This window comes from Hymenobacter translucens (assembly GCF_020685205.1).
Taxonomy (GTDB): domain Bacteria; phylum Bacteroidota; class Bacteroidia; order Cytophagales; family Hymenobacteraceae; genus Hymenobacter; species Hymenobacter translucens.
This window is the reverse complement of record NZ_JAJERB010000001.1, coordinates 308845-331843: the sequence shown is the minus strand read 5'-3', so window position 1 is coordinate 331843 and position 22999 is coordinate 308845. Positions and strand designations below refer to the sequence as shown.

22 protein-coding genes are annotated in these 22999 nt (G+C 60.2%); 11 read left to right on the top strand and 11 right to left on the bottom strand.

Annotated elements, in window-relative coordinates:
* The first annotated feature begins 3 nt into the window (after positions 1–3).
* Complete coding sequence (fbp, locus tag LJY25_RS01390; RefSeq protein ID WP_227606430.1) at positions 4–1026, top strand: class 1 fructose-bisphosphatase; 1023 nt, start codon at positions 4–6, stop codon at positions 1024–1026.
* A gap of 83 nt (positions 1027–1109) precedes the next feature.
* Here the strand turns inward: fbp and LJY25_RS01385 are convergent, their stop codons facing one another.
* The 3 genes from LJY25_RS01385 to yihA all read right to left on the bottom strand — a co-directional run bounded on the left by LJY25_RS01385 (position 1110) and on the right by yihA (position 2818).
* Positions 1110–1673, bottom strand: coding sequence for a DUF5606 family protein (locus LJY25_RS01385; RefSeq protein ID WP_227606429.1), 564 nt, complete (start codon positions 1671–1673; stop codon positions 1110–1112).
* Between the two features lie 28 nt (positions 1674–1701).
* Positions 1702–2127, bottom strand: coding sequence for an energy transducer TonB (locus tag LJY25_RS01380; protein ID WP_227606428.1), 426 nt, complete (start codon positions 2125–2127; stop codon positions 1702–1704).
* A 73-nt stretch (positions 2128–2200) separates the two neighbouring features.
* Complete coding sequence (gene yihA / locus LJY25_RS01375; RefSeq protein ID WP_227606427.1) at positions 2201–2818, bottom strand: ribosome biogenesis GTP-binding protein YihA/YsxC; 618 nt, start codon at positions 2816–2818, stop codon at positions 2201–2203.
* Between the two features lie 486 nt (positions 2819–3304).
* On the opposite strand from yihA, the gene LJY25_RS01370 reads away from it, so the two are divergent.
* From LJY25_RS01370 to LJY25_RS01355, 4 genes are all read left to right on the top strand, one after another.
* Positions 3305–5590 carry an OmpA family protein gene (locus LJY25_RS01370; RefSeq protein ID WP_227606426.1) on the top strand — a complete coding sequence of 762 codons (2286 nt, stop codon included), beginning with the start codon at positions 3305–3307 and terminating at the stop codon, positions 5588–5590.
* 124 nt (positions 5591–5714) lie between these two features.
* Positions 5715–6440 carry a bifunctional demethylmenaquinone methyltransferase/2-methoxy-6-polyprenyl-1,4-benzoquinol methylase UbiE gene (gene ubiE / locus LJY25_RS01365; protein WP_227606425.1) on the top strand — a complete coding sequence of 242 codons (726 nt, stop codon included), beginning with the start codon at positions 5715–5717 and terminating at the stop codon, positions 6438–6440.
* A 20-nt stretch (positions 6441–6460) separates the two neighbouring features.
* Complete coding sequence (gene porT / locus LJY25_RS01360; RefSeq protein WP_227606424.1) at positions 6461–7186, top strand: type IX secretion/gliding motility protein PorT/SprT; 726 nt, start codon at positions 6461–6463, stop codon at positions 7184–7186.
* Positions 7187–7246: 60 nt separating this feature from the next.
* Complete coding sequence (locus tag LJY25_RS01355; RefSeq protein WP_227606423.1) at positions 7247–7996, top strand: SDR family NAD(P)-dependent oxidoreductase; 750 nt, start codon at positions 7247–7249, stop codon at positions 7994–7996.
* Here LJY25_RS01355 and LJY25_RS01350 read toward each other — a convergent pair.
* Positions 7993–8664, bottom strand: a complete 672-nt coding sequence (locus tag LJY25_RS01350) for an alpha/beta hydrolase (protein WP_227606422.1) — start codon at positions 8662–8664, stop codon at positions 7993–7995. The genes LJY25_RS01355 and LJY25_RS01350 overlap by 4 nt on opposite strands.
* Positions 8665–8754: 90 nt before the next feature.
* Complete coding sequence (cdd, locus tag LJY25_RS01345) at positions 8755–9246, bottom strand: cytidine deaminase (RefSeq protein ID WP_227606421.1); 492 nt, start codon at positions 9244–9246, stop codon at positions 8755–8757.
* Between the two features lie 237 nt (positions 9247–9483).
* On the opposite strand from cdd, the gene LJY25_RS01340 reads away from it, so the two are divergent.
* Positions 9484–10836, top strand: coding sequence for a saccharopine dehydrogenase family protein (locus LJY25_RS01340; protein WP_227606420.1), 1353 nt, complete (start codon positions 9484–9486; stop codon positions 10834–10836).
* Between the two features lie 200 nt (positions 10837–11036).
* Here the strand turns inward: LJY25_RS01340 and LJY25_RS01335 are convergent, their stop codons facing one another.
* The 6 genes from LJY25_RS01335 to aroQ all read right to left on the bottom strand — a co-directional run bounded on the left by LJY25_RS01335 (position 11037) and on the right by aroQ (position 15465).
* Positions 11037–11759 carry a tRNA1(Val) (adenine(37)-N6)-methyltransferase gene (locus LJY25_RS01335; protein WP_227606419.1) on the bottom strand — a complete coding sequence of 241 codons (723 nt, stop codon included), beginning with the start codon at positions 11757–11759 and terminating at the stop codon, positions 11037–11039.
* A gap of 9 nt (positions 11760–11768) precedes the next feature.
* Complete coding sequence (locus LJY25_RS01330) at positions 11769–12482, bottom strand: hypothetical protein (protein ID WP_227606418.1); 714 nt, start codon at positions 12480–12482, stop codon at positions 11769–11771.
* A 145-nt stretch (positions 12483–12627) separates the two neighbouring features.
* Positions 12628–13089 (bottom strand): ribonuclease HI, encoded by a 462-nt coding sequence (gene rnhA, locus LJY25_RS01325; protein ID WP_227606417.1) that lies wholly within the window; start codon positions 13087–13089, stop codon positions 12628–12630.
* A 91-nt stretch (positions 13090–13180) separates the two neighbouring features.
* Positions 13181–13741 carry a MarC family protein gene (locus tag LJY25_RS01320; RefSeq protein WP_227606416.1) on the bottom strand — a complete coding sequence of 187 codons (561 nt, stop codon included), beginning with the start codon at positions 13739–13741 and terminating at the stop codon, positions 13181–13183.
* Positions 13742–13821: 80 nt separating this feature from the next.
* Positions 13822–14883 carry an aminotransferase class V-fold PLP-dependent enzyme gene (locus LJY25_RS01315; protein ID WP_227606415.1) on the bottom strand — a complete coding sequence of 354 codons (1062 nt, stop codon included), beginning with the start codon at positions 14881–14883 and terminating at the stop codon, positions 13822–13824.
* A 135-nt stretch (positions 14884–15018) separates the two neighbouring features.
* Positions 15019–15465 (bottom strand): type II 3-dehydroquinate dehydratase, encoded by a 447-nt coding sequence (gene aroQ / locus LJY25_RS01310; protein ID WP_227606414.1) that lies wholly within the window; start codon positions 15463–15465, stop codon positions 15019–15021.
* 174 nt (positions 15466–15639) lie between these two features.
* Here aroQ and LJY25_RS01305 point away from each other — a divergent pair, with 174 nt between their 5' ends.
* From LJY25_RS01305 to LJY25_RS01285, 5 genes are all read left to right on the top strand, one after another.
* Positions 15640–16227 (top strand): DUF6252 family protein, encoded by a 588-nt coding sequence (locus LJY25_RS01305; protein WP_227606413.1) that lies wholly within the window; start codon positions 15640–15642, stop codon positions 16225–16227.
* A 90-nt stretch (positions 16228–16317) separates the two neighbouring features.
* Positions 16318–17220 carry a site-specific tyrosine recombinase XerD gene (gene xerD, locus LJY25_RS01300; RefSeq protein ID WP_227606412.1) on the top strand — a complete coding sequence of 301 codons (903 nt, stop codon included), beginning with the start codon at positions 16318–16320 and terminating at the stop codon, positions 17218–17220.
* A 60-nt stretch (positions 17221–17280) separates the two neighbouring features.
* Entirely contained in the window at positions 17281–19104 is a 1824-nt protein-coding gene (locus LJY25_RS01295; RefSeq protein WP_227606411.1) for a DUF6044 family protein, read from the top strand.
* Positions 19105–19126: 22 nt separating this feature from the next.
* On the top strand, positions 19127–22096 hold the full coding sequence (locus tag LJY25_RS01290) for an FtsK/SpoIIIE family DNA translocase (protein WP_227606410.1): 2970 nt from the start codon (positions 19127–19129) through the stop codon (positions 22094–22096).
* 89 nt (positions 22097–22185) lie between these two features.
* A complete protein-coding gene (locus LJY25_RS01285; RefSeq protein WP_227606409.1) occupies positions 22186–22830 on the top strand; it encodes a LolA family protein in 645 nt (214 codons plus the stop codon).
* Positions 22831–22999 lie beyond the last annotated feature (169 nt).

Sequence of the window (22999 nt, the reverse complement as noted above, 5' to 3'; positions counted from 1 at the left end):
TCTATGGATCACAACAAACTGGCGCTGCCCGTTGGAACTACTCTCGACCGGTTTATCATGCGCAAGCAGGAGGACTTCCCTTACGCTACCGGGGAACTGTCCCAGCTGCTGCGCGATATTGCCCTTGCTGCTAAAATTGTAAACCGCGAAATCAACCGCTCCGGCCTGATCGACATTGCCGGCGCTTACGGCAACCGCAACGTGCAGGGCGAAGAGCAGCAGAAGCTCGACGTCATTGCCAACATCCGCTTTATCCGGGCCCTGCGCAACGGGGGCGAGGTATGCACCATCATCTCCGAAGAAGACGAGGAGATGATCCAGACCGGCAACTGCCAGGGCAAGTACGTAGTAGCCATCGATCCGCTCGACGGCTCGAGTAACATCGATGTCAACGTCAGCATCGGCACCATCTTCAGCATCTACCGCCGCATTTCCGCTACCGGCTGCGAAGGCACGCTCGAGGATTGTCTGCAGACGGGCACGCACCAGGTCGCAGCCGGCTACGTAATTTATGGCTCGAGCACCATGCTGGTGTATACGACCGGCAACGGCGTAAACGGCTTCACCTACGAGCCTTCCCTGGGGGAGTTCTTTTTGTCGCACCCTCAGATTACCACGCCCAAATCGGGCGCTATCTACTCGGTAAATGAAGGCAGCTCCGAGCACTTCTCCGAAGGCATGACGGCTTACATTGCCTACTGCAAGCAGAACAACTACTCGGCCCGCTACATCGGCTCCCTTGTCGCTGACTTTCACCGCAACCTGCTCAAGGGCGGCATTTATATCTACCCGGCCACGAAAAAGGCACCCCAGGGTAAGCTGCGCCTGATGTACGAGTGCAACGCCCTGGCCTTTATTGTAGAGCAGGCCGGTGGCAAGTCCAGCAATGGCCGCACCCGCACTATGGAGCAGGAGCCGGTAGGCCTGCACGACCGCAGCCCGTTGTTTATCGGTTCCACCGAGCTGGTCAACAAAGCCGAGGAGTTTATGGCCAAGGAGCATGCCCCGGAGGCTACCACCGCCTAGTTCGTCTCAAGTCAGGCAAAAGAAAAGCGCCGCTCCAACTGGGGCGGCGCTTTTCTTTTGCCTGAATGAAATCCAGCAGGGGCTTACTCAGCCTTTTTGCGCGTTTTTTTCGGCTTGTCCTCCGAAGCGGCCTCTGGGTTGGCCGGCTCGTCGTTTTCGATGGACGCCGGAATTACGCCCGCTGTGCTCATCGCCTCGTCGCCCATCGGCTCCTGGTCGTTGGTGTCGTCGCCACCTTCTTCCGTGGTGCCTTCCTGGTACTCCAGGCGGCTGCTCACCGCGCGGTACCAGGTCACGAGCTTTTTGATGTCGGAAAGGTACACGCGCTGCCGGTCGTAGTCCGGAATGATTTCTTCCATGAACGCCACCAGGTCGCGGTCATCCGATTTGCTGGTCACGGTCAGATCCGTGCCATATTTCTGATGAATCCGGTCGAATACTTCCGTCAGGGGCACCGTAGTGTCGTAGTCGGCGGTATAGATGGAAATCTCCTGCAGCAGGGAAACCTTGTTGCGGGCTGAGGCTACCGAGCGGGTGCCCCGCTCATCCAGCGATTCGATAATGACGCCGGCGCGGGTGGGGCGCATCAGGCGGTACAGGCCTGGCATACCGCTGATGGCAGCGATTTCCTTCAGGTCGTAGGGCATAGAAAAAAGGGTTGGTAGAAAGTTCGGGTTACTGGGGGGAGGCTGCCGCCGCCGGTGCGGCACCGGGCAGCTTGAATACGATAGGCAGGGAAGTCAGGACAGGATACGGGGGCTTCTTGAATTTAAGCAGCCGTACGACCCGCTCAGCTTCGGCGTCGCAGCCCCCACCAATTCCTTTGACCAGCTTGATTCCGGACATGGTGCCATCCATATTGAGCGTAAAGCTCAGGATTGTAGTACCCCGTACCCGGCGACGCAGGGCCTCCACGGGGTATTTCAGCTCTTTCTCAATGAAGGCGTACATGGCTTCCTGCCCGCCCTCGTAGTACTCAGCCACAGCTACCGGAGCTTTCATGCCTGCCGGGGTCACGGAGGCTCCCGGAGCGCTCTGCGCCAGGGTCGGGGCAGTAGCGGCAAGCAGGCATACGCCTACCAGAAGAAATATTTTTTTCATGGAAACTGAAGAAAAAAAGAAGAAGTAGAAGGTTGACGTTGAGTTTGCCGCATTAGGCAAATCCAGGGCCAATCTACGCATTATCTGTTTTTTGCCCTATCTGCTGATTCACCTCCTGAATAAAGGCCAGCACCTCGTCCCGGCCGGTCTGGTCGGTGGCTGAAGTCACGAAGGTGCGGGGCAGTTCATCCCAGGTTTCAGCCAGCTTCAGCCGGTAGCTGTTCACGTTCTGCTGGGTGCGGGAGCCCGACTGCTTGTCAGCCTTTGTAAAGATGATGACAAAGGGAATTCCATCCTTGCCCAGCGTTTCCAGAAACTCCAGATCCACTGCCAACGGGGCGTGGCGGGAGTCGATCAGCACGAACAGGCAGGTCAGGTTTTCGCGGTTGTGCAGGTAGAAATTAATCATCCGGCCCCACTGAACGCGGGAATCCTTGCTCACTTTCGCGTAGCCGTAGCCGGGCAAGTCCACCAGATACCACTGCCCGTTGATCAGGAAATGATTGATGAGCTGCGTTTTTCCCGGCAGTGAGGAGGTCTTGGCCAGCCCCTTGTGCCCGGTCAGCATATTGATGAGGGAGGACTTGCCCACGTTGGAGCGCCCGATAAAGGCGTACTCGGGCAGCGTTGCGGGTGGGCACTGGTCAACGCGCGAATTACTGGCCAGAAATTTCGCTTCGCGGATAATCATACACGGTACCAAATGGAAAGCTCAAGCAAAGGTAGCCGAAAGAAAGTGCAGCGTAGGGGGTAAAATTTTAGTTGATTTCCTTGTAATTTATAAAGCCCACCTATATTTGCGCGGTTTGCATCGCATCACCTGAATTCTTCGATCTTTCGAAAAACCGTATTTCCAGCAACTGCGTAGAGGTTTTAGATCAGCTGTATTAGAAGCCGGTCATATAATAAAAATTCTACCTTTGCCCACGTAATGGTCATTTGGCTTAAACTAGATTCCGGCCTTTTTACGGCAGGGAGCTAATTTCTGCTTTCGCTTTAAAAAATTAAGGCCCTCTCCTTAACCCTGACGCAGGTTTTAAGTATAAGAGGCAACCTTAAAAAAACACTCTGCAGAAGCTCGGGCTGGAAAACGCCATCTTTTGTGTTGAACAAACCTTCCCGCAACTCCTTTATTTCCAAAACCCCTCCTACAATGGACAACTTAGTCAGAAGGTTATTGAAAGCCTCTTGCACCTTCGCCCTTGCCGCCGCCGTGGCCCAGCCTGCGCTGGCACAGAGCACCCGCAAGGACTTGAAGACTGCAAATAAGTTCTTCGAACAAGAGAACTACCGGGCCTCCATTCCTTACTACGAGCAAGTGCTGGCCAAGGAGCCGAACAACGCCTTGGCGCTGTTCCGGGCAGGTATTTCGTATATGTCGTTCGACAAGGAAAAAGCCAGCGACTATATCTACAAGGCTCAGCGGCTCAAACCCAAAGTGTCGAAAGACGTCGAATACTGGCTTGGTCGCGTTGACCACCTGAACTACAACTTCGACGAGGCCATTGCGCACTACCAGGCGTACAACGTCACGCTGAAGAAGAATGACACCCGCAAGACCGCTCTTGCTCAGCTGATTCAGCAGAGCAAGAACGCCAAGGTGCAGTTCAACAGCCCCAAGGATATCTTCGTGAAAAACCTGGGCCCCACCATTAACACCCAGTGGTCGGAGCACAGCCCGGTTATCTCCACCGACGATAAGATCCTGCTCTTCACTTCCCGTTCCGACAACATGAGCAATGTGCCGGTTGCGGAAGACATGAAGGGTAAGCAGAAAGGCAAAGGCGGCATCGCCTACGACGGCCAGTACTACGAGAACATCTACGAAACCAAGCGCCTCGGGGCGGATGAGTGGGAAAAGCCCCGCTCCCTGAGCGAAGCGCTGAACGGTAAAGGTCACGACGCATCGATTCAGGTGTTCGACAACGACCAGAAGATGCTGCTGTACCGCAACGACGAAAACGGCGACATCTTCTACTCCGAGAAGACTGGCGGGGACTGGGCTGCCCCGAAAAAACTGAACAACAACATCAATTCAGCTGCCTTTGAATCAGATGCCTACATTGCGCCGGACGGCCTGACCATTTACTTCTCCACGGGTAAGTACTCCGAGGACGGCACCCTGGACCTGTACTACGCTACCCGCCAGGCGGGTGGTGACTGGGGCGAGCCCAAGACCCTGGGCAACACCATTAACACCAAGTACGACGACGATAGCCCGTACCTGAGCCGGGATGGCAAAACGCTCTACTTCGCCTCGCGTGGTCATAACACGATGGGCGGCTACGACATCTTCAAGTCGGAGTGGGACGAAATCGGCCGTAAGTGGGGCCAGGTGGAGAACATGGGTTACCCCGTGAACACGCCGGACGATGATACCTACTACCGTCTGAGCCCGGATGGGAGCTACGCCTACCTGTCGAGCTACCGCATCGGCGGCTACGGCGAGAAGGACATCTACACCATCAACTACATCAAAAACACCATCATCCGGGGCAAAGTGTTCTCGGCCCGCGACAGCACCACGGTTATCCCCGGGGTTGAGCTGGTGTTCAGCGGCGCCCAGGCCGACAAAACGGCACTAAGCTTCCGGGATGTTACCAAGCCCACGGGCGACTACTCGGTAACGGTTCTCTCGGGCCGTCCCTACCAAGTATCGGTTTCGAAAGATGGTAAGAACATTACCACGGAAGAGTTCCAGGTGCCGGTGTCGACCAACGACACGACCAGCATCGTGAAGAACTTCTACGTGCCGTATGTGGACACCCTGACCAGCGGCATGACGGCGTTCAAGAACATCTACTTCGATACCGACAAGTACACCCTGCGGCCGGAGTCGATTACCGAGCTGAACAAAATCTCGGGCATCCTGAAGCAGAACCCGGGCCTGACGCTTTCGCTGGAAGGTCACTGCGACTCGCGCAACACCGACGAGTACAACATGGTACTGGGCCAGAACCGCGCCCAGGCTGCTTACAACTACCTGAAGAAGTCGGGTGTTGCCGGCACCCGCATGGTAACGGTTAGCTACGGCGAGCGTCGTCCGGCTGCCCCGAACGATTCGCCCGAGAACATGCAGCTTAACCGCCGCACCGAGTTCCGTCCGGTTCTGAAGGAAGGTCAGACCCTGCAGGACGTGATGAGCGCCCCGGGCGCTGGCGCCAGCGGCACGGGCTCTGGCTCGGGTGCTACCGGCACGGGGACTGGTAGCACGACTACCGGTGCAACCGGTACCGGCACGAGCAGCTCGGTAGCTCCTTTGCAGCCTGGCAAAAGCAAGGTCAAGATGACCGACGGCACCAAGGTGAAAACCAAGGTAGACGAGGACAGCGACAAAGTGAAGGTAAAAACCAAAGGCCCTGCTGGTGAGAAGACCAAAGACGTAAGCAAAGAAGGCGAGCTGAAGTCGAAAGCTTCGGATGGCACCGGCGAGAAAACCAAGGTGAAAGTCGGCAACGAATAAGCCTTTCCGCACGCTTCTGAAAAAGGCCGGGCACACTGCCCGGCCTTTTTTTTCAACTTTATGCCCGGTTGGGCGTTAAGTTTGGGCAATTCGGCCCAACGACTTGCGTTATTTGCTTCTGAATATGTCCGTTGTTCCCTACAAAGATGATGCTGCCGGCAAAAAGTCACAGGTAGCCCAGATGTTTAACAGCATTGCTGGTAAATATGACTTTCTAAATCACTTTTTAAGTGCGGGCACCGATATCTACTGGCGGCGGCAAGCCGTAAATCAGCTGAAAGAAATGCGCCCGGCCCGGATTCTGGATATTGCTACCGGCACGGGCGATTTCGCCATTGAAAGTCTGCGGCTGGCCCCCGAAACCAAGGTGACGGGCGTAGACATCTCGGAAGGGATGCTGGAGGTAGGACGGCGCAAGCTTACTGCCAAAGGCCTGAATGACCGCATCACCTTGGAGCTGGGCGACTCCGAGAACCTGCCTTTTCCCGACAACCACTTCGACGCCGTGACGGCCTCGTTTGGCGTACGCAACTTTGAAAACCTGACCAAGGGTCTGGCTGAGATGCAGCGCGTTTTGCGCCCCGGGGGCAAAGTGGTGATTCTGGAATTTTCCAAGCCCACGGCGTTTCCAATGAAACAGGCGTATAATTTCTATTTCCGGCGTATTCTGCCGGTATTCGGTAAACTCATTTCCAAAGACCGCGCGGCGTACACGTACCTGCCCGAATCGGTGCAGGCTTTCCCGGATGGCCCCCATTTCCTGGCTATTCTTTCGCAAGTCGGTTTCAAAAATCCTGCATGGCAACCCCTCACTTTTGGCATAAGCTCCATTTACACCGCTCACAAATAGGGGCGCTGGCCGTACTGACCGTGCTTCTCGGCCTGCAGCCCCTGAGCACCCAGGCGCAGAAAAAGGACCGGGCCAGCCGGGGCAACAAAGGGCAGGTCAAGTCGATTACGGTAAACAACCTGACCGGCTACGACGACAAGTGGTTTCACCCCGGCTTCTACATTGCTCCCAACTTTTCCCGGTATAAGATTGAGCAGTCGAAGTCGTACACCAACAACATCGGCACCAACCGGGGAGTAGCCGCCAACTCCATCATCAGCCCAGGCCTGTCAGTAGGGTTTGTGGCCGACGTACGCCTGGCCGACTACTTCAACCTGCGCTTTGCTCCCGGCGTGAGCTTCATTACCCGGCAGGTAGAGTTTTTGCCGGCCGGCTACTCTCCCGCCGATTCCATTAAAACGCAGGAGGTAGGCTCGACGCAGATTGACTTCCCGCTGCTGCTGAAGTATAAGTCGGAGCGGCGACGCAACACCCGGGTGTACCTGGTGGGCGGCGTAAAGCCCAGCGTAAACGTAGGTAACCGCCGCCGGGACCCCGAGCGAAACCAGCTCCGGGCCGCCGACAGCGACATTGCCATTGAATATGGCGTCGGACTCGACCTGTTTTACCCGCTGTTCAAGTTTGCGCCCGAGCTGCGCTTTTCCCACGGCATGAAGAATCTGCTTATTCCCAACCGGGACATCTACAGCAGCAGTCTGCAAAGCATGAAAAGCAACACGGTGACGCTCTACTTCACCTTCGAGTAGAGCCCGGCCCTTTTCCGCCCTTTTACCCTTGCGCTTTCCGGTTGGAAAGCTCCTGTTCTTATGACGCGTACTGCACTTATCACCGGGGCTTCTTCCGGAATCGGGCGGGCTACAGCGGTGGCGCTGGCCCAGGCTGGCTTTCAGTTGGTAATAACCGGGCGCCGGCTCGAGCGGCTCGATGCGCTGGCCCGGGAGCTCGTTTCCACCCCGGTGCACCTGTTGACCTTCGACGTGCGCGACCGGGCGGCTACCGAAGCAGCAATTGGCAGCCTGCCCACGGCGTTTCAACAGATTGACGTGCTGATCAACAGCGCCGGCGGGGCTCACGGCTTAGGCCCGGTGCAGGACGGAGACCCGGCCGACTGGGACTTTATGCTCGACAGCAACGTGAAGGGGCTGCTGAACGTGTCACGGGCCATTATGCCGGGCATGATTGCGCGGCAGCAGGGACACATTGTGAATATCGGCTCCCTGGCCGGGCACGAGACGTATGCCAACGGTAACGTGTACTGTGCCTCTAAAGCGGCCGTGGCGGCCCTTACCAAAGGAATGCGGATGGATCTGCTGCCCCATGGCATCCGGGTGGCCGAGGTAAACCCGGGGGCGGTGGAAACCGAGTTTTCCCAGGTTCGCTTTAAAGGTGACGTGCAGCGGGCGTCCGCTGTCTACCAGGGCTACCAGCCTTTGTCGGCGCAGGATGTGGCGGAGGTAATCCAGTTTATGGTGACGCGCCCGCCCCACGTCAACATTGCCGAGGTACTGCTGCTGCCCCGGGCGCAGGCTTCTGCCTACCAGTTCAAACGCGACTAAAGCGCGCCGGGACTTGCATCCTGGCGCAGCTGCTGCAGCAGGGCGGCATTAAGCTCGTGCTTGCCCGCGAAACATCGTACTTCGGGCTCCACTCCCAAGCCCCGCAGGAAGGCTACCTGACGGTTCAGCGCCTCAGCGGAGATATACTCATCCTGGTCGCCGCATACAAGAGATATCGGCAGGGCGTGCAGCAGGTGCGTGGCCACGGTAAAGTCGATGTCTTCGGGAAAGGCCCCGGCCCACAGGATAAGCCGGGAAGGCCGGAACGGGGCCCGGGCCAGCCAGCGGCTCACGGTGGCCGCCCCCTGGGAAAACCCCAGCACCGTGACGCTGGGCGGAGTGGGGCAGGAGCTGAGCACGGCGCTGCTCAGCTGATTGAGGTAAGCTACGTAATCGTCTATTTCCGAAAGCCGGTCTTCTCGGGTCATCCAGGAAGCGCCTACGCGTCCGCCGTTCCCCTGCAGGTAGAAGCGCGACAATCCTTCCGGCGCAATAACCACCAGGGTAGGATCAGCCGCGGTAAGCCCCGCAAAGTGGCGAACAAAATAAGCGGCGAGCTGCCCGTAGCCGTGGCACACAAACCACACCTGCCGCGTAGCCGCCGTCAGCTCCCCAAGCTGGTAGTACCGGGCCGTGCGCGCAACCGTGAGCTGTCGTTCCAGAGCCATGAAGGGTGTGGTAAGCAAGCGGTACGAGGCTGAGCAACGAGTGAAATTCTGCCGCAGATACGACGTCAACTTACCCGCCCGCTTACTGTTTTACCGGGCCGGCAGATCGTCGGCGGAAAACTGGAAGGGCAGCAGGTCGCCCAGGCTGCGAAAACGGTAGATGGTGGCGTTCGGACCCGGAAGCAGCAAAGGAATGGGCTGGCCCTGGCGGTTTTCGTACTCCGTCATCACCTGCCGGCAGGCGCCGCAGGGCATAGCCGGCCCGAAGTCGCCACGCGCGGGACGGGCTGCTACGGCCATACCGACAATCCGGCTCTGGGGCTTGCTGGCCGCCAGCCCGAACAGCGCGGTCCGCTCGGCACAGAGGCCGGAGGGGTAAGCGGCATTTTCCTGGTTGGTGCCCTGAAAGACGGAGCCATCCTCCAGCAGCAGCGCGGCCCCCACGTGAAAGTGGGAATAGGGGGCGTAAGCATGGTCGGTGGCGGCGCGGGCCTGCTGCCAGACCAGTGCCTCGGCGGAAGTCAGTTCGGTTTCGGAAGCCAGGACGTCGACCGTGATGGTCAGGTGGAGGGGGTGGGCCATTCGCAGGAAAATAGGCGCGAGCCGGCACCAGAAGCCGCCCCGGCTGAGTAAGGGGCGGTGAAATTAGACAATTTGGGGTTAAGAATACTCAATAAGATTTTTTAGCTGCGTGTCGTACCGCTGCCGGCTGTATCCGCCTGGGCAGGCCCGGTTCTTTTTTGCAGTTTTGCCCTGCTATCGGCCCGGGCCCCAATCAGCCGAGCAGCATTACCGGGGCATCACCTCATTCTGCTTGCTATGGCGCGCATTCTACTGCTGGGGGCTGGCCGCTCGGCTTCTTCCCTGATTCAATACCTGCTTCGCTACGCGCCTGTCGAGAACTGGCAGCTGACCGTGGGCGACGTAAACCCGGCTCATCTGGCCCCGGTGCTGGCCGCCCACAGCGAATTTGCCCGGGCCGTGCCGTTCAGCATCGAGGAAGAGGACCGACTGGAAGAGCTGGTTGCCGCTGCGGACGTCGTAATTTCGATGCTGCCGGCCCTGCTTCACCTGACCGTGGCCCATGCCTGTCTTCGCCACCGCCGCCACCTGGCCACGGCCAGCTACGTGTCAGACGACATTCGGGCGCTGGGGCCGGAAGCCGAAGCCGCGGGCATCACCCTGCTGATGGAGTGCGGACTCGATCCGGGACTAGACCACATGTCGGCCATGGCGGTGCTGCGCCACATCCGGGCCCGGGGCGGGCAGCTGACTTCGTTTAAATCCTACTGCGGGGGGCTGATGGCGCCGGACTCGGAAGGCAATAACCCGTGGCGCTACAAGTTCACCTGGAACCCGCGCAACGTGGTGCTCGCCGGGCAGGGAACCGCCAAGTACCTGGAGCACGGGCATCCGCGCTACATTCCCTACCAGCAGCTGTTCCGCCGGACGGAGCTGCTCGACGTACCCGGCTTCGGACAGTTTGAAGGCTACGCCAACCGGGACTCGCTGAGCTACCGCGCGCCCTACGGCCTCGACGCCATTCCCACCATCCTGCGCGGCACCCTACGCCGCCCGGGCTACTGCGCTGCCTGGGCCGCCCTGGTACACCTCGGCCTGACCGACGACTCAGGCCGCCTGGGAAACCCGGCGACGATGACCTGGGCCGAACTGCTCGAATCCTACCTGCCCGTGCTTCGGCCCGGCCTGCAGCTACCCTTGTCTACACGGCTGGCCCAGTACCTGAACCTGGCCCCCGAAAGCGAGGAAATCAGTCGCCTGCAGTGGCTGGGACTGTGGTCTGATGAGGTGGTAGGGCTGGCTGATGCCACGCCGGCGCAACTCCTGGAGCGGCTGCTTACCCGCAAATGGCAGCTGCAGGAAGGCGACCACGACATGATCGTGATGCAGCACCTGTTCGAGTTCGAGCTGAACGGCAAAACCCACCGGAGCACGTCGTCGCTCGTAGTGCTGGGGGATGATGCCACGCATACCGCCATGGCCAAAACGGTCGGCCTACCGCTGGGAATGGCGGTGCGCCGCCTGCTGCGTGGGGAGCTAACCCAGCGGGGAGTGGTGATTCCAACAAGCCCCGACCTGTACGAGCCGATCCTGGCGGAGCTGCGGGCCGACTACGGCATTGATTTCGTAGAACAGGAAACGACACGATAGCGCCAGCACCATCGTTGAGGAATGCGTGGTTTCCTCGTATGTAAACGGGCTGCGGGCCCGGCATGCGGGGCTGGTTAGTGACACCGGGCTGCGCCGCTGCTGGGCCGCGGGGGGTGGGCCAATGGCTCAGAATCTGCTCACCACCGAATACCAGGATAAGCTCAATCAGCTGGAGCAGCTACGGCGGCTGGAGCCGGTAGTTAAAAGGCCAGGTAAAAGTCCTGTAGCAGTTTCCGGAATGCCGGGGAGTAGACCGGTGCTCCGGCTTCATAGACAGGCAGCGTTGTTTGCTGACAGGGGTGCTGCTGTCGGCCAAAAGCGGTAATATGACGCAGCGGTTTTGTCGTCGGGCTGTGCTGCAGCACGAGGCGGGTAAGCGGGTACAGGCCCGTAGCCGCGGCGTCTTGTTCGAAGTGTGCCATTTCCGGCGGGGGCAGCAGCACGGTTAGCCTGCCCGCCGGGAGCAGAAACGCTTGGGCAAAACCGGCCAGCTCGGCAAACGAAAGCGTATCCGGGGCGGTATGGCGGGCCGTGGTGCGGGCAGCGTCAGGAGAGCGGAGGGAGTTGCGGAAAAAGGGAGGGTTACAGAGAATATGGTCGAAGGGTGGGGGAAAGGTGGCGGCAAACTCCTGCAGACTCTGCGCATGGACCCGGATTCGGTTACCCCAGGGGGAGGCTCCCACATTATCGGCGGCCTGACCGGCGGCTTTCACGTCCAGTTCCACGGCCTCAATAGTTGCTCCGGCGGTGCGCTGGGCCGCCATTAAGGCCAGCAGGCCGGTGCCGGTACCAACGTCCAGGATGCGCGTAGCCCCGGTCAGGTCGGCCGCCGCGCCCAGCACGCAGGCATCGGTGCAGACCTTCATGGCGCAGCCGTCCTGCCGCACCAGGAACTGCTTAAATTGAAAATAGGGGTTGGGCACGGTTCCAAGTCAGGATTTGGGCGGGGTGCCGCCCCGCTGCCAGAGTACCAGCAGGCGGTTCAGCTCGGCGTATTCCGCCGCGTTGGCGCTGCCGCCGGCAAAGCTGCTTTTCAGCTGCCGGAACGAGCTGGCCGATGTGTCATCCCCGCCCAGGGAGGCCACGAACAGGCGGTTGGCCAGCTCCAGCTTTTCGGCGTCGGTAAGCTCGGGGAGGCGGGCGTAGTCCTTGCTAATACGCCGCAGGTCGGCGGCGGCATAGGGGCGGATGCCACGGTTGAAGTTGGAAATGTAGCGGACGCCGTTGCGCAGCGGATAAAACTGGTCGATGATGAAGGGAACCAGGGTGTAGCGGAAGTTAGGGCCCGCCGGCAGGTTCAGCAACGACTCTACCGTGAGCGTATCGGCTCCGAAGGCCAGCTGGCAGCGCTGCCGGGCATCCCAGTACTTGAGCACCTGATTGGTCTGGCAGCCCGAAACGGCAAACTCCGAGTAGTAGCTCAGGTTCCGGACCTGCTCCCGCAGCCCGCACACCGAAATGGCCTGCCCGTTGGAAAACTGAAACGTGGTATCGGGCCGCGTGTCCGACACGGGCAGCTCACTGGGGCAGCGGCACGGCACCGTGACCGGCTCGCTCTGCGGACCCCGGGAGGAAGTGGTTTCGGTTTGCTGCTGACAAGCGCCCAGAGCGAGGAGCAGCAAGGCAAAGGCGGGAAAGTTCTTCATAGGGCTGCTAGTCTACGGTAAGCCGGGCTAAGATGGCTTAAATGGCAGTTGATGGATAATTCGTTCGGGGCGCGCAGCACCGGCTCAGCGTGTCGTGCGCGCCGTTACCACGAGGTCACGCAACGATACGCGGGGCCGGCTGCTATTACCGGCCCACGGCGGCTTCGTAGCCGGCGTCTATCAATAAGGGGCCGTTCTCAGCACTATAGACTGCCAGCCGGTCGCACCGCTCGTTTTCGGGGTGGCCGTTGTGGCCGCGCACCCACTGAAAGCGCACGGTGCGCTGCTGGTAGATTTTCAGAAACCGCCGCCACAGGTCCTCGTTGGCTTTTTTGCCAAAGTCCGGCTTGTTGACCCAGCCAAACACCCAGCGCTTTTCTACCGCGTCGACCACATACTTCGAGTCCGTCACGACGGTGATGGGCAGCTCCGGGCGGGTTACAGCCTCGAGCCCCACAATCACGGCCAGCAGCTCCATGCGGTTGTTAGTGGTCAGGCGGAAGCCCTGGGTTATTTCCTTTTCGTGCCGTCCGTAGCGCAGAATGGTGCCGTAGCCCCCAGGCCCCGGGTTGCCCCGCGAAGAGCCGTCGGTGTAGAGGTGAATCATAAGGAGGTCTTAGGTCTTAGGGGCTTAGGGCTTAGGTTTTAGAAGTGGTTCTCCAACTACTGGACCCTAAGCCCTAAGGCCCTAAGACCTGTCAAAAATTGGCTTTAAACAGCTTGATGGCAATGGCCAGCAGAATCACGCCGAAAACGCGGCGCAGAATGTCTTCTCCGGCCTTGCCCAGCTTGTGCTCGATCCAGACGCTGCTTTTCAGCACGATGTACACGAACACCAGGTTTAGGCCGATGCCTACCAGCACGTTGGGCAGGGAGTAAGCGGCCCGGAGCGAAAGCAGGGTCGTCATGGTGCCGGCCCCCACAATCAGCGGAAAGGCCAGGGGCACAATAGAGCCCGACGAAGCCAGCGGGTCGGACCGAAACAGCTGAATACCCAGAATCATTTCCAGCCCGATCAGGAAGATGACAATAGCCCCGGCCAGGGCAAACGACTGGAAGTCAACCCCGATCAGGGACAGGATGCTCTGGCCCACGAACAGAAAAGCCACCATCAGCACCCCCGCTACGATGGTCGCCTTTTCCGAGTGGATCTTGCCCTCGCGCTGCCGGATCTGAATGATGATCGGGATGGACCCCAGAATATCAATGATGGCAAACAGGGTGAGCGTGACCGACAGAATTTCCTTTAAACTGAACATAGGCGAATTTGGAGGGCAATGAGCCAGCAAGAGTCCGCTGAAAAGCAGTTATACCCGCTCACGACGTCACCCATACGCTTTTAGGCAAAGTCCCGGGCGATGAACTGAACCAGCTGCTCGTAGGCGGCGTCGGGAATGGCGGGAAAGTTGGCGATGCGCAGGGTGTTGGCTTTCAGGTTGCCGTAGCCGCTGCCGAGCTGCAGGCCCTGCTGCAGGGCCCGACGCTTGACGTCCTCGATGACGGCTGGCGCGGCCTGCAGGGCCACCACGGTTGTCGAGCGGGTTTCAGGATTCTGAATCAGGGGCTTGAGCTGGGTGGCGCCGTCGAAGAAGTCGTAGAGCTTGGTGGCCCGCTCCTGCAGCTGCTGGTGAATAAACTTGATAGGCGCCCGGTCCTGCAGGGTGCGGTGCAGCAGGTACAAGCCCAGCACGTTGGGCGTGTGGGTGGTCTGGTAGTTCAGGATCTTCTCGTACTGGGCCGTGAGGCTGTTGTAGTGGCTCCGCTCGTTGATCTGCCGCATCCGGGCTACTGCCCGGGGCGAAAGCACCATCACCGAGAGGCCCGCCGGCAGCCCAAAGCACTTCTGCACCGAGCCGTACCACACGTCGGCCTTGATATACTTAAGCTGAATGCCGCCCAGCGACGACGTAGCATCCACGGCGAGCAGGGCCCGGCCCAGCTTGTTGAACAGATTCAGAATGAAGCCGTCGCGCAGCTGGGTGGCGGTAGACGTTTCGTTTTGGGTGATGCAGACCAGGTCGGTGTCGTCGCCCAGGGGCAGGTCGGTGATGTCGGGCAGCTCGTCGAGGCCGAAGCTGTGGCCGGTGCTGGCCGGGCGCTGGGCCCGGGCGTACTCAAACCATTTTTCGCCGAAGGCCCCGTTGTAGAGGTGATGGCTGCGGGTCGGCGTCAGGCTCTGGGTCAGCACTTCCCAGCACTCCGTAGCCGAGCCCATGAACAGCACGGTGTAGTCCTGGGGAATGTTGAGCTTGGCTTTCAGGTCGAGGATGGTCTGCCGCATCATGCCGGTAAACTTCTCCCCGCGGTGGGGAGCCGACAGCCAGCCTTCATCGTAAGCCGCGGTAAGGTAGTCGCGCACCTCCGGGTAAACCTGGGAGGGGCCGGGATTGAACGTATACATAAGGAAAGGAAGTCAGAGGAGAAGCCGCAAAGGTAAAGACAGGGAGGTGGCGCGAAGGTGGGGAAGTGAGTTTTTGTTCGGTTTGCGCACCTTCGCGCCGGCAGAACGTCAACTCCCGGGAGTTGCGTCTGCTGCCTACCGCTTAAAGCCCACCCGCTTCGGACGCTGGCCCTCGAAGTAGTGCAGGGCCAGGCGGTAGCTGTCGAGCTTGAAACCGCTGATGGCTCCCACGCAGTTGCGGCCGATCAGACTTTTCTGGCGGAACTCCTCCCGGGCGTGCAGGTTCGACAGGTGCACCTCGACCACCGGCGTGCCGATGGCGGCCACGGCGTCGGCCAGGGCCACGCTGGTATGGGTGTAGCCCCCGGCGTTGAGCACGATGCCCTGGTAGGTAAAGCCTACTTCGTGCAGCTTGTCGATCAACTCGCCTTCGTGGTTGGATTGGAAATACTCGAGCGTAAAGTCTGGAAAGGCTTCGCGCAGCTCGGGCAGGTAGTCTTCGAAGGAGCGGGTGCCATAGATGCCCGGCTCGCGGCGGCCGAGCAGGTTGAGGTTGGGGCCGTTGATAATCAGGATTTGCATGGGGAACGACTGAGGTAGGAGGTTGGGCGCCCGGGGCGAAGAACAGGCGAAAGGTAACAGGCGGGCCCGCTACTTTGCTGCAGCCGGCCGTTGCCCGCCCCGCGGCTGGTGCGGCCTTCGATTTTGCCGGCGGTGCTGAGCCCGGTAGGCAGAAGAACAGTATATTGCGGCACTATGATAAAGCGAGCAGGAGCCGGCCACCGGCTATTCGGAATGTTTTGCGCCGTGGCGCTCCTGGCCGGCAGCGGCTGCTGCAAGGTGGATGATCTGGTGAAGCTGCCCGACGAAACCCAGGAGGGCAAGCAAACCTTTGGCTGCCTGCTCGACGACAAAATCTGGATTCCCTACACCGACCACACGGTGGATGATAAGATGGAAGCCAGTTACAGTCCCAATGCCGGCGGGGGCACCACCTTCACGGTATCGGCCGAGCAGTACGACGACAACACCGACCACACCGAGTTCACGCTGGGTTTAACCCGGCCCGTCATTCAACCCGGCACCTACCAGCTGAGCGAGGGCTTCAACGCCCGGTTTGAGCGGATCAAGCGCGGTGGGGGTATCGATACCTACACCACGACGGGCGCCTCGACGGGCAGCATCACCATCACCAAGGTGGAAGCCGGCTCCAGCACGTCCACCATCGGCAACGTCACGGTGCGCTACACCATCGTATCGGGCACCTTCCGGTTTACGGCCGTTTCGGCCGGGGGCCAGGTTATTACGGTAAAAGACGGGCGCTTCGACGCCAAGGCCTATTGATTGTTGGTTGATTGTTGATGGTTGTCGAAGATTTCAATCACAAGCCTATCGACCAACAACAATCACCAACAGACAACCAACAAGCACCTTATGGCCAACTGGTCCGTCAGCATCAAGCAGTTCGAGGGCTACCTCCGGCTGGAGAAGTCCCTGTCGGGGCATTCCATCGAGGCCTACGTGCGCGACGCGGGCAAGCTGCGGCAGTACCTGGAAATCAATCGGCTCACTATTCCGCCCGAGCAGGTCACCAGCACCATCATTCAGGGGTTTCTGGCCTGGCTCGGGGAGCTGGGCATGTCGGCCACGTCCCAGTCGCGGACTCTTTCGGGCGTCAAGGCCTTCTTTGACTTCCTGATCATGGAAGACCTGATTTCGGTGGACCCGACCGATACCGTGGCTTCTCCGAAAGTAGGGCGCAAGCTGCCCGATACGCTGGCCTACGAAGAAATCGTGCTCCTGCTTGACGCAGTGGACATGAGTACCGACGAGGGCACCCGCAACCGGGCCATGCTGGAAGTGCTGTACTCCTCGGGCCTGCGCGTTTCGGAGCTCACGGACCTGCGCCTGTCCAACGTCTATGCCGACCAGGGCTTTGTGCGGGTGAAGGGCAAGGGCAACAAAGAGCGGCTCGTGCCCATCGGGCGCGACGCGCTCAAGCACCTGAGCTTTTACCTGAGCGGGGTCCGCTGCCACCTCGACATCAAGCCCGGCCACGAAGACATCGTGTTTTTGAACCGGCGCGGGGCCGGGCTTTCCCGGGTGATGATCTTTACCATCATCAAGGGCCTGGCCGCCAAAGCCGGCATCCAGAAGACCATCAGCCCCCACACGTTCCGCCATTCGTTTGCCACCCACCTCATCGAGGGCGGGGCCGACCTGCGGGCGGTACAGGAGATGCTGGGCCACGAAAGCATCACCACCACCGAAATCTATACCCACCTCGACCGCGACTACCTGCGGCAGGTCATCACCGACTTTCACCCCCGCAGCTAGCGGGGCGGGACCATGGCCGGCTGGTAGTGCGTAGCTTTGTCGGGCATTTGCTCTGCATCCGTGGCCTTATTCCTTTCTTCTTCGCCCGACCCTGGCTGGTTTTTGCGGCACCGGGCCCTGCTACTGGCGGTTACCGGGCTGCTGCTATTCCTGTTGCCCTTCGTGCTGCTCGGGGAGCAGAGCTACGTCACCATCGACGATAACCTCGACGTTGAGCTGACCATTCCCGTTCTGCTGGCCCGCCACCACGTGGTGCTCGACTACGCCACGACCACGGTGGTAGAGCCTATTATGAACGGGCTGCCGCGCAATGCCCTGCGGTCGGGGCTGAACGGTACGGTCTGGTTTTTCGCCTGGCTGCCCCCGCTGGCCGCCTATTTCGCGCAGCAGGCGGTAGTGCGGGTGCTGGGCCTGCTGGGAATGTACCTGCTGCTGCGCCGTCACCTGCTGCCAAAGCCGACGGATAAGGGCATGGCCGCCTCACTCGCGCTGGCCTGGGCTGTGCTGCCGGTGTATGCCATGTACGGCCTGACCGTATTGGGTCAGCCCTGGGTGCTGCTGGCCCTGCTGAACCTGCGCCGGGGCCCGGGCCGCTGGACCGACTGGGCGCTGCTGGCCGTTTTTCCGCTGTGGTCGATGTTCGTCTTCGTCGGGCCTTTCGTGGTGGCGGCCGTGGGCTTGTGGGTACTGTATGACGGGTGGCAGGGGCAGGTTACCCGGGGCGGGGCGGGGCGGATGCTCGGCGGCGTAACCCTGCTGATGGCGGTATTCCTGGTCGTGGAGTTCCCGCTTTTCTATTCCCTGCTGGTTGCCCGGCAGTTTGAGCCCCACCGCGTCGAGTTCAACCTAAGCCGGCTCAGCAAGCCCGGGGTGGGAGCGGGGCTGCGCAGCGCCGGGCAGTACCTGCTGATGGGGCACTACCACGCCAGCCGTTTTTTCCGGGGCGCGGCGCTGCTGGCCGTGGGGCTGGCGCTGTGGCAGGCCCCGGTAGGCAGGCGCAGGGTAGTTCGGGCGCTGCTGCCCCTGCTGCTGTTTCTGGGGCTGGTTGCGCTGGGCTGCGGCTTTTACCCGCAGCTGGTAGGTCTGGTCGAAGATAAGCTCCCGCTGCTGCGGACCTTCAATCTGACCCGGTTCCACTTCCTGGCCCCGCTGCTCTGGTTTGTGGTGCTGGCGGTATGTCTGGGCTGGCTGACCTCACCCCGTCGGCGCGCATTAGTAGTTACCTTGCAGTTGGTTACGGCTTTGATGATGAACCCGGAGTGGCAGGCTAACCTGCGGCATCTCGCGGGCCGGCCCCGGGCCGATGAACCCTCGTACCTAGCGTACGTGGCCCCCGGCCTGTTCCGGCAGGTGGAGCAGAATATCCGCCGGCAAACCGGCTTGGCTCCGGCGCAGTACCGGATGGCCTGCCTCGGATTTCCGCCCGCCGTGGCTCAGCTCAACGGCTTCTACACCCTGGATTCCTACCAGAACAATTACCCGCTCCCTTATAAGCACCGGTTCCGACCCCTGATTGCCGGGGAGCTGGCCAAAAGCCCGGAGCTGCGCACCTACTTTGACGCCTGGGGTAACCGCTGCTACCTGTTTTCGGCCGAGCTGGGCAAAAACTTCCGGGTTGGGAAGCTGCCCGGTAAGGTGAAGCAGCCCGGGAAAGTGGTGCAGGACTGGGCTTTCAACGCCCCGGCGTTCCAGTCCCTGGGCGGACGGTTTGTGCTTTCTGCGGCCCGCCTGGCTACCCCGGCCCGGAGCGGGCTGCAGCTGCGCGGTGAGTTTACCGGGCCTGGATCATATTGGCATATCTATCTTTACGAGGTAGCAGAATCCGGTTCTGAAAACCAGGATGGTGACAAGGGGATTAGCCAAAAAACCGCTGAAATTCTCTAGATTTGACCTTTGGCGCGTGAGAATGGCTAACAATACCTACAAGCAGAATACTGAACCGGCCGGCCGCCGCAACGAGCCGCGTCCTGCCCGGAACCAACCCCGCCCGGCAACTCCCGAGCCGGTCCGGGAACCCGTCCGCGAAACCCGGCGGCCGTCCGAGGGCAAAGCCGCTCCCAAAGCTCCCAAGGCTCCCCGCCCGCCCCGCAAGCCCTTGCCGCTGCCTTCGCTGAGCAAGGTGTTCGGGTTTCTGCGGGACCGGCGCTTTCAGCTGTTCCTGGGCTTCTTTTTCCTGATTTCCTCGCTGTACCTGACCATTGCCTTTGTTTCGTTTCTGCTCACCGGGGCAGCCGACCAAAGCGTGGTAGAGGCAGTAGGAACGACGTCCGTTAAGGAAGCAGGCCGGGAAACCGGCAACTGGCTTGGGCTGATTGGAGCAATGGTGGCTCAGGCTCTGATTTACAAAGGATTCGGGGTAGCTGCGTTTGCACTCATCCCCATTGTGTTTTTCCTGGGCTATAAAATTGTGTTCCGCCGCGCCGAGGTGTCGCTGAGCTACGTGCTGGCTTTGTGCCTGTTCAGCATGGGCTGGCTGAGTCTGCTGTTCGGCTATCTGGTGCTGACGCTGCAGGATCCGGTGGCCGGGGCCCCGACAAGCCACGGCCTCGATTTTCTGAGCGGAGGCATTGGCTACGAAGCCGCTACCTGGCTCGACAGCCTTATTGGCTGGGGCACGGTGCTGCTGCTGGCCTTTCTGCTGATTTCCTTCGTGGTGTTCTTCTTCAACGTAACGAGCATCAACCTGCGCCGGGCGGATGCCGATGAGGTGGATGAGGCGGCTCCGTTGGCCGCTGACTATGGCCGCACGGGCCTTGGTGTAAACCACGCGGCTAATCCGGGTGCCGCTCTTGCCGCTGAAGAAGAGGAAGAGCCCATCGAAGCCCGTGGCATGACGCTGCGGCGCGTGGAGCCCGCCGCTCCGCTTGCCGCCGCTAGGGTGGAAGAGCAGGACGAGGAGGAAGAAGAAAACGACGAGCCGCCTTTTATCACGAGCGGTCCGGTGGCAGCTCCGGCCCCCGTCACTGCCTCGATAGTACCCGCCGGCGCGGCCCTTGCTGCCGCCACGGGTGCGGTGGCCATGAGCGTAGCGCCTGCCGCCACTACCGCTGCGGCCAGCGCGGCTTTGAAAATGGGGGGCGCCTTGGCTTCGGCCGGTCCTTCGTTTACCGTTGAGGCCCCGGCTCCGGAGGCCGTGTCCACCCGCGTGCCCACGCCGCTGTCCCTGGATGATCTGGCCGATGACAATACCCCGCTGCCGGCTCCGGCGCCCAAGGGACCGTCGTTTGAGGTGGAAATTGCGGCTCCTTCGCCCGAGCTGCAGATTGACCGGGAAACCGGAGAACTCGACCCGGCCGCGGGTGCCGACATGGCCGCCATTGCCGACGAGGACGAAGACGGGGAGGGGATGCCCACCGTCAACTATGATCCTACGCTTGACCTTTCCCGCTACCAGTACCCCACGCTGGAGCTGCTCAACGACTACGGCGTCGCCAAGGCCCAGGTCAGCAAGGAAGAGCTGGAAGCCAATAAGGACCGGATTGTGGAGACGCTGGGCCACTACGGCATCAACATCGCCTCCATCAAGGCTACCATCGGGCCTACGGTTACGCTCTATGAAATCGTGCCTGACGCCGGGGTGCGCATTTCCAAGATCAAGAGCCTGGAAGACGATATTGCCCTGAGCCTGGCCGCCCTGGGCATCCGCATCATTGCGCCCATCCCGGGCAAAGGCACCATCGGTATTGAAGTGCCGAACACGAAAAAAGAGATGGTAAGCATCCGCTCGGTATTCAGCACCGAGAAGTTTGCCAACACCGAGATGGACCTGCCCATTGCCTTTGGCCGGACCATCACCAACGAGGTATTTGTGGCCGACCTGGCCAAGATGCCTCACCTGCTCATGGCCGGTGCCACGGGCCAGGGTAAGTCAGTTGGTCTGAACGTTATTCTGGCCTCCCTGCTGTACAAGCGCCATCCTTCCCAGCTTAAGTTTGTGCTCGTCGACCCAAAAAAGGTGGAGTTGAGCATCTTCAACAAGATCGAGCGCCACTTCCTAGCCACGCTGCCCGGCACCGAGGAGCCCATCATCACCGATACCAAGAAGGTGGTAAACACGCTCAACTCCCTGTGCATGGAGATGGACCGGCGCTACGACCTGCTCAAGGACGCCGGCTGCCGCAACCTGAAGGAGTACAACGGCAAGTTTGTGGCCCGCCGCCTCAACCCCAAGAAGGGCCACCGCTACATGCCCTTCATCGTGCTGGTCATCGACGAGCTGGCCGACCTGATGATGACGGCGGGCAAAGAGGTGGAGACGCCCATTGCCCGCCTCGCCCAGCTCGCCCGTGCCATCGGCATTCACCTGATTGTGGCCACCCAGCGCCCGTCCGTGAACGTGATTACCGGTATCATCAAAGCCAACTTTCCCTGTCGCATCTCGTTCAAGGTGACCAGTAAAATTGACTCCCGTACCATTCTGGATACCGGTGGGGCCGATCAGCTGGTGGGGCAGGGCGACATGCTCTTCTCGGCCGGTTCCGACCTTATTCGGGTACAGTGCGCCTTTATCGATACCCCGGAGGTGGACCGCCTGTGCGACTTCATCGGCGAGCAGCAGGGCTACCCGGAAGCCTACCAGCTGCCGGAAGTGGCCGGGGAATCGGGTGGGGGCAACGGTGACGCCGAAGACATGGACCCGGCCCAGCGCGACAGTATGTTCGAGGAAGCCGCCCGCGTTATCGTCACGCACCAGCAGGGCAGCACCTCCCTGCTGCAGCGCCGCCTGAAGCTGGGCTACAACCGCGCCGGCCGCCTGATCGACCAACTCGAGCACGCCGGTATTGTAGGTCCCTTTGAGGGCAGCAAAGCCCGGGAGGTATTAATTCCGGATGAGTACAGTTTGGAGCAATTATTGAATACCCTGCCGAAAGCTTAAAGAACCGACGAGCACAGCTTGTCGTAGGCTTTTCAGCCAGACCCTTTCCGGCTGGTATCTCCTCAGCAATGCTCCCTTTATCTTTTCAAATGAAAAAATTACTCGCCCTGCTCCTGTGTACGTTCACCCTGAGCTACTCCGCTTCGGCGCAGCAGGATCCCAAGGCCGCCAAGGTGCTGGACCAAATGAGTGCGCGTTACCAGGCGATGAAAGCCTTTAAGGCGACGTTCACCCAGACCCTGGAGAACGACGCCAATAAGGTGAAGGAAAACCTCACCGGCGACATCACCGTCAGTGGCCAGAAGTTCCGGCTGAAAATGAGTGGCCAGGAAGTCATCAACAACGGCACCACCATGTGGACATACATGAAGGCCGAAAATGAAGTCAACATCTCCGACTACGACCCCGATGAGCAGGAGATTTCACCTTCCCAGATCTACACGCTCTATAAGAAGGGCTACAAGTACGCCTACATTCAGGAGGAAAAGGTGGGCGGTGAAGCCTGCGACGTTATCGAGCTCACGCCCGAAGACCGCAACAATCCCGTGTTCAAGGTTCGGCTGACGGTCAGCAAAAAAGACCGCTCGGTGAAAAGCTGGAAGATGTTCAAGAAGGGCGGCAACCGCTATACCTTCACCATCAAGAAATTTCAGCCCAACCCCCCCGTCGACGCTACCACATTTACCTTCGACAAAAACAAGTACAAGGGCGTAAAGGTCATTGACCTGCGCTAACCCTGCTTGATCGGCCTGTCCGACCGGCCCGCTTCGCAAGAGGCGGGCCGGTCTGCGTTACACAGGTTTGGTTTTTTTTAATCTGGTATGTTGAATATCAGATTTTGAATGCCTAGCTTAACCCTGCCTGCTGACTAAGTGATCAGGTTATGGCAGCTGCTACCGTGCT

Coding starts and splice junctions, on each gene's coding strand:
- fbp (WP_227606430.1), top strand. CDS start 4: ATGGATCACAACAAACTGGCGCTGCCCGTTGGAACTACTCTCGACCGG.
- LJY25_RS01385 (WP_227606429.1), bottom strand. CDS start 1,673: ATGCCCTACGACCTGAAGGAAATCGCTGCCATCAGCGGTATGCCAGGC.
- LJY25_RS01380 (WP_227606428.1), bottom strand. CDS start 2,127: ATGAAAAAAATATTTCTTCTGGTAGGCGTATGCCTGCTTGCCGCTACT.
- yihA (WP_227606427.1), bottom strand. CDS start 2,818: ATGATTATCCGCGAAGCGAAATTTCTGGCCAGTAATTCGCGCGTTGAC.
- ubiE (WP_227606425.1), top strand. CDS start 5,715: ATGTCCGTTGTTCCCTACAAAGATGATGCTGCCGGCAAAAAGTCACAG.
- LJY25_RS01355 (WP_227606423.1), top strand. CDS start 7,247: ATGACGCGTACTGCACTTATCACCGGGGCTTCTTCCGGAATCGGGCGG.
- LJY25_RS01350 (WP_227606422.1), bottom strand. CDS start 8,664: ATGGCTCTGGAACGACAGCTCACGGTTGCGCGCACGGCCCGGTACTAC.
- cdd (WP_227606421.1), bottom strand. CDS start 9,246: ATGGCCCACCCCCTCCACCTGACCATCACGGTCGACGTCCTGGCTTCC.
- LJY25_RS01340 (WP_227606420.1), top strand. CDS start 9,484: ATGGCGCGCATTCTACTGCTGGGGGCTGGCCGCTCGGCTTCTTCCCTG.
- LJY25_RS01330 (WP_227606418.1), bottom strand. CDS start 12,482: ATGAAGAACTTTCCCGCCTTTGCCTTGCTGCTCCTCGCTCTGGGCGCT.
- rnhA (WP_227606417.1), bottom strand. CDS start 13,089: ATGATTCACCTCTACACCGACGGCTCTTCGCGGGGCAACCCGGGGCCT.
- LJY25_RS01320 (WP_227606416.1), bottom strand. CDS start 13,741: ATGTTCAGTTTAAAGGAAATTCTGTCGGTCACGCTCACCCTGTTTGCC.
- LJY25_RS01315 (WP_227606415.1), bottom strand. CDS start 14,883: ATGTATACGTTCAATCCCGGCCCCTCCCAGGTTTACCCGGAGGTGCGC.
- aroQ (WP_227606414.1), bottom strand. CDS start 15,465: ATGCAAATCCTGATTATCAACGGCCCCAACCTCAACCTGCTCGGCCGC.
- LJY25_RS01305 (WP_227606413.1), top strand. CDS start 15,640: ATGATAAAGCGAGCAGGAGCCGGCCACCGGCTATTCGGAATGTTTTGC.
- xerD (WP_227606412.1), top strand. CDS start 16,318: ATGGCCAACTGGTCCGTCAGCATCAAGCAGTTCGAGGGCTACCTCCGG.
- LJY25_RS01290 (WP_227606410.1), top strand. CDS start 19,127: ATGGCTAACAATACCTACAAGCAGAATACTGAACCGGCCGGCCGCCGC.
- LJY25_RS01285 (WP_227606409.1), top strand. CDS start 22,186: ATGAAAAAATTACTCGCCCTGCTCCTGTGTACGTTCACCCTGAGCTAC.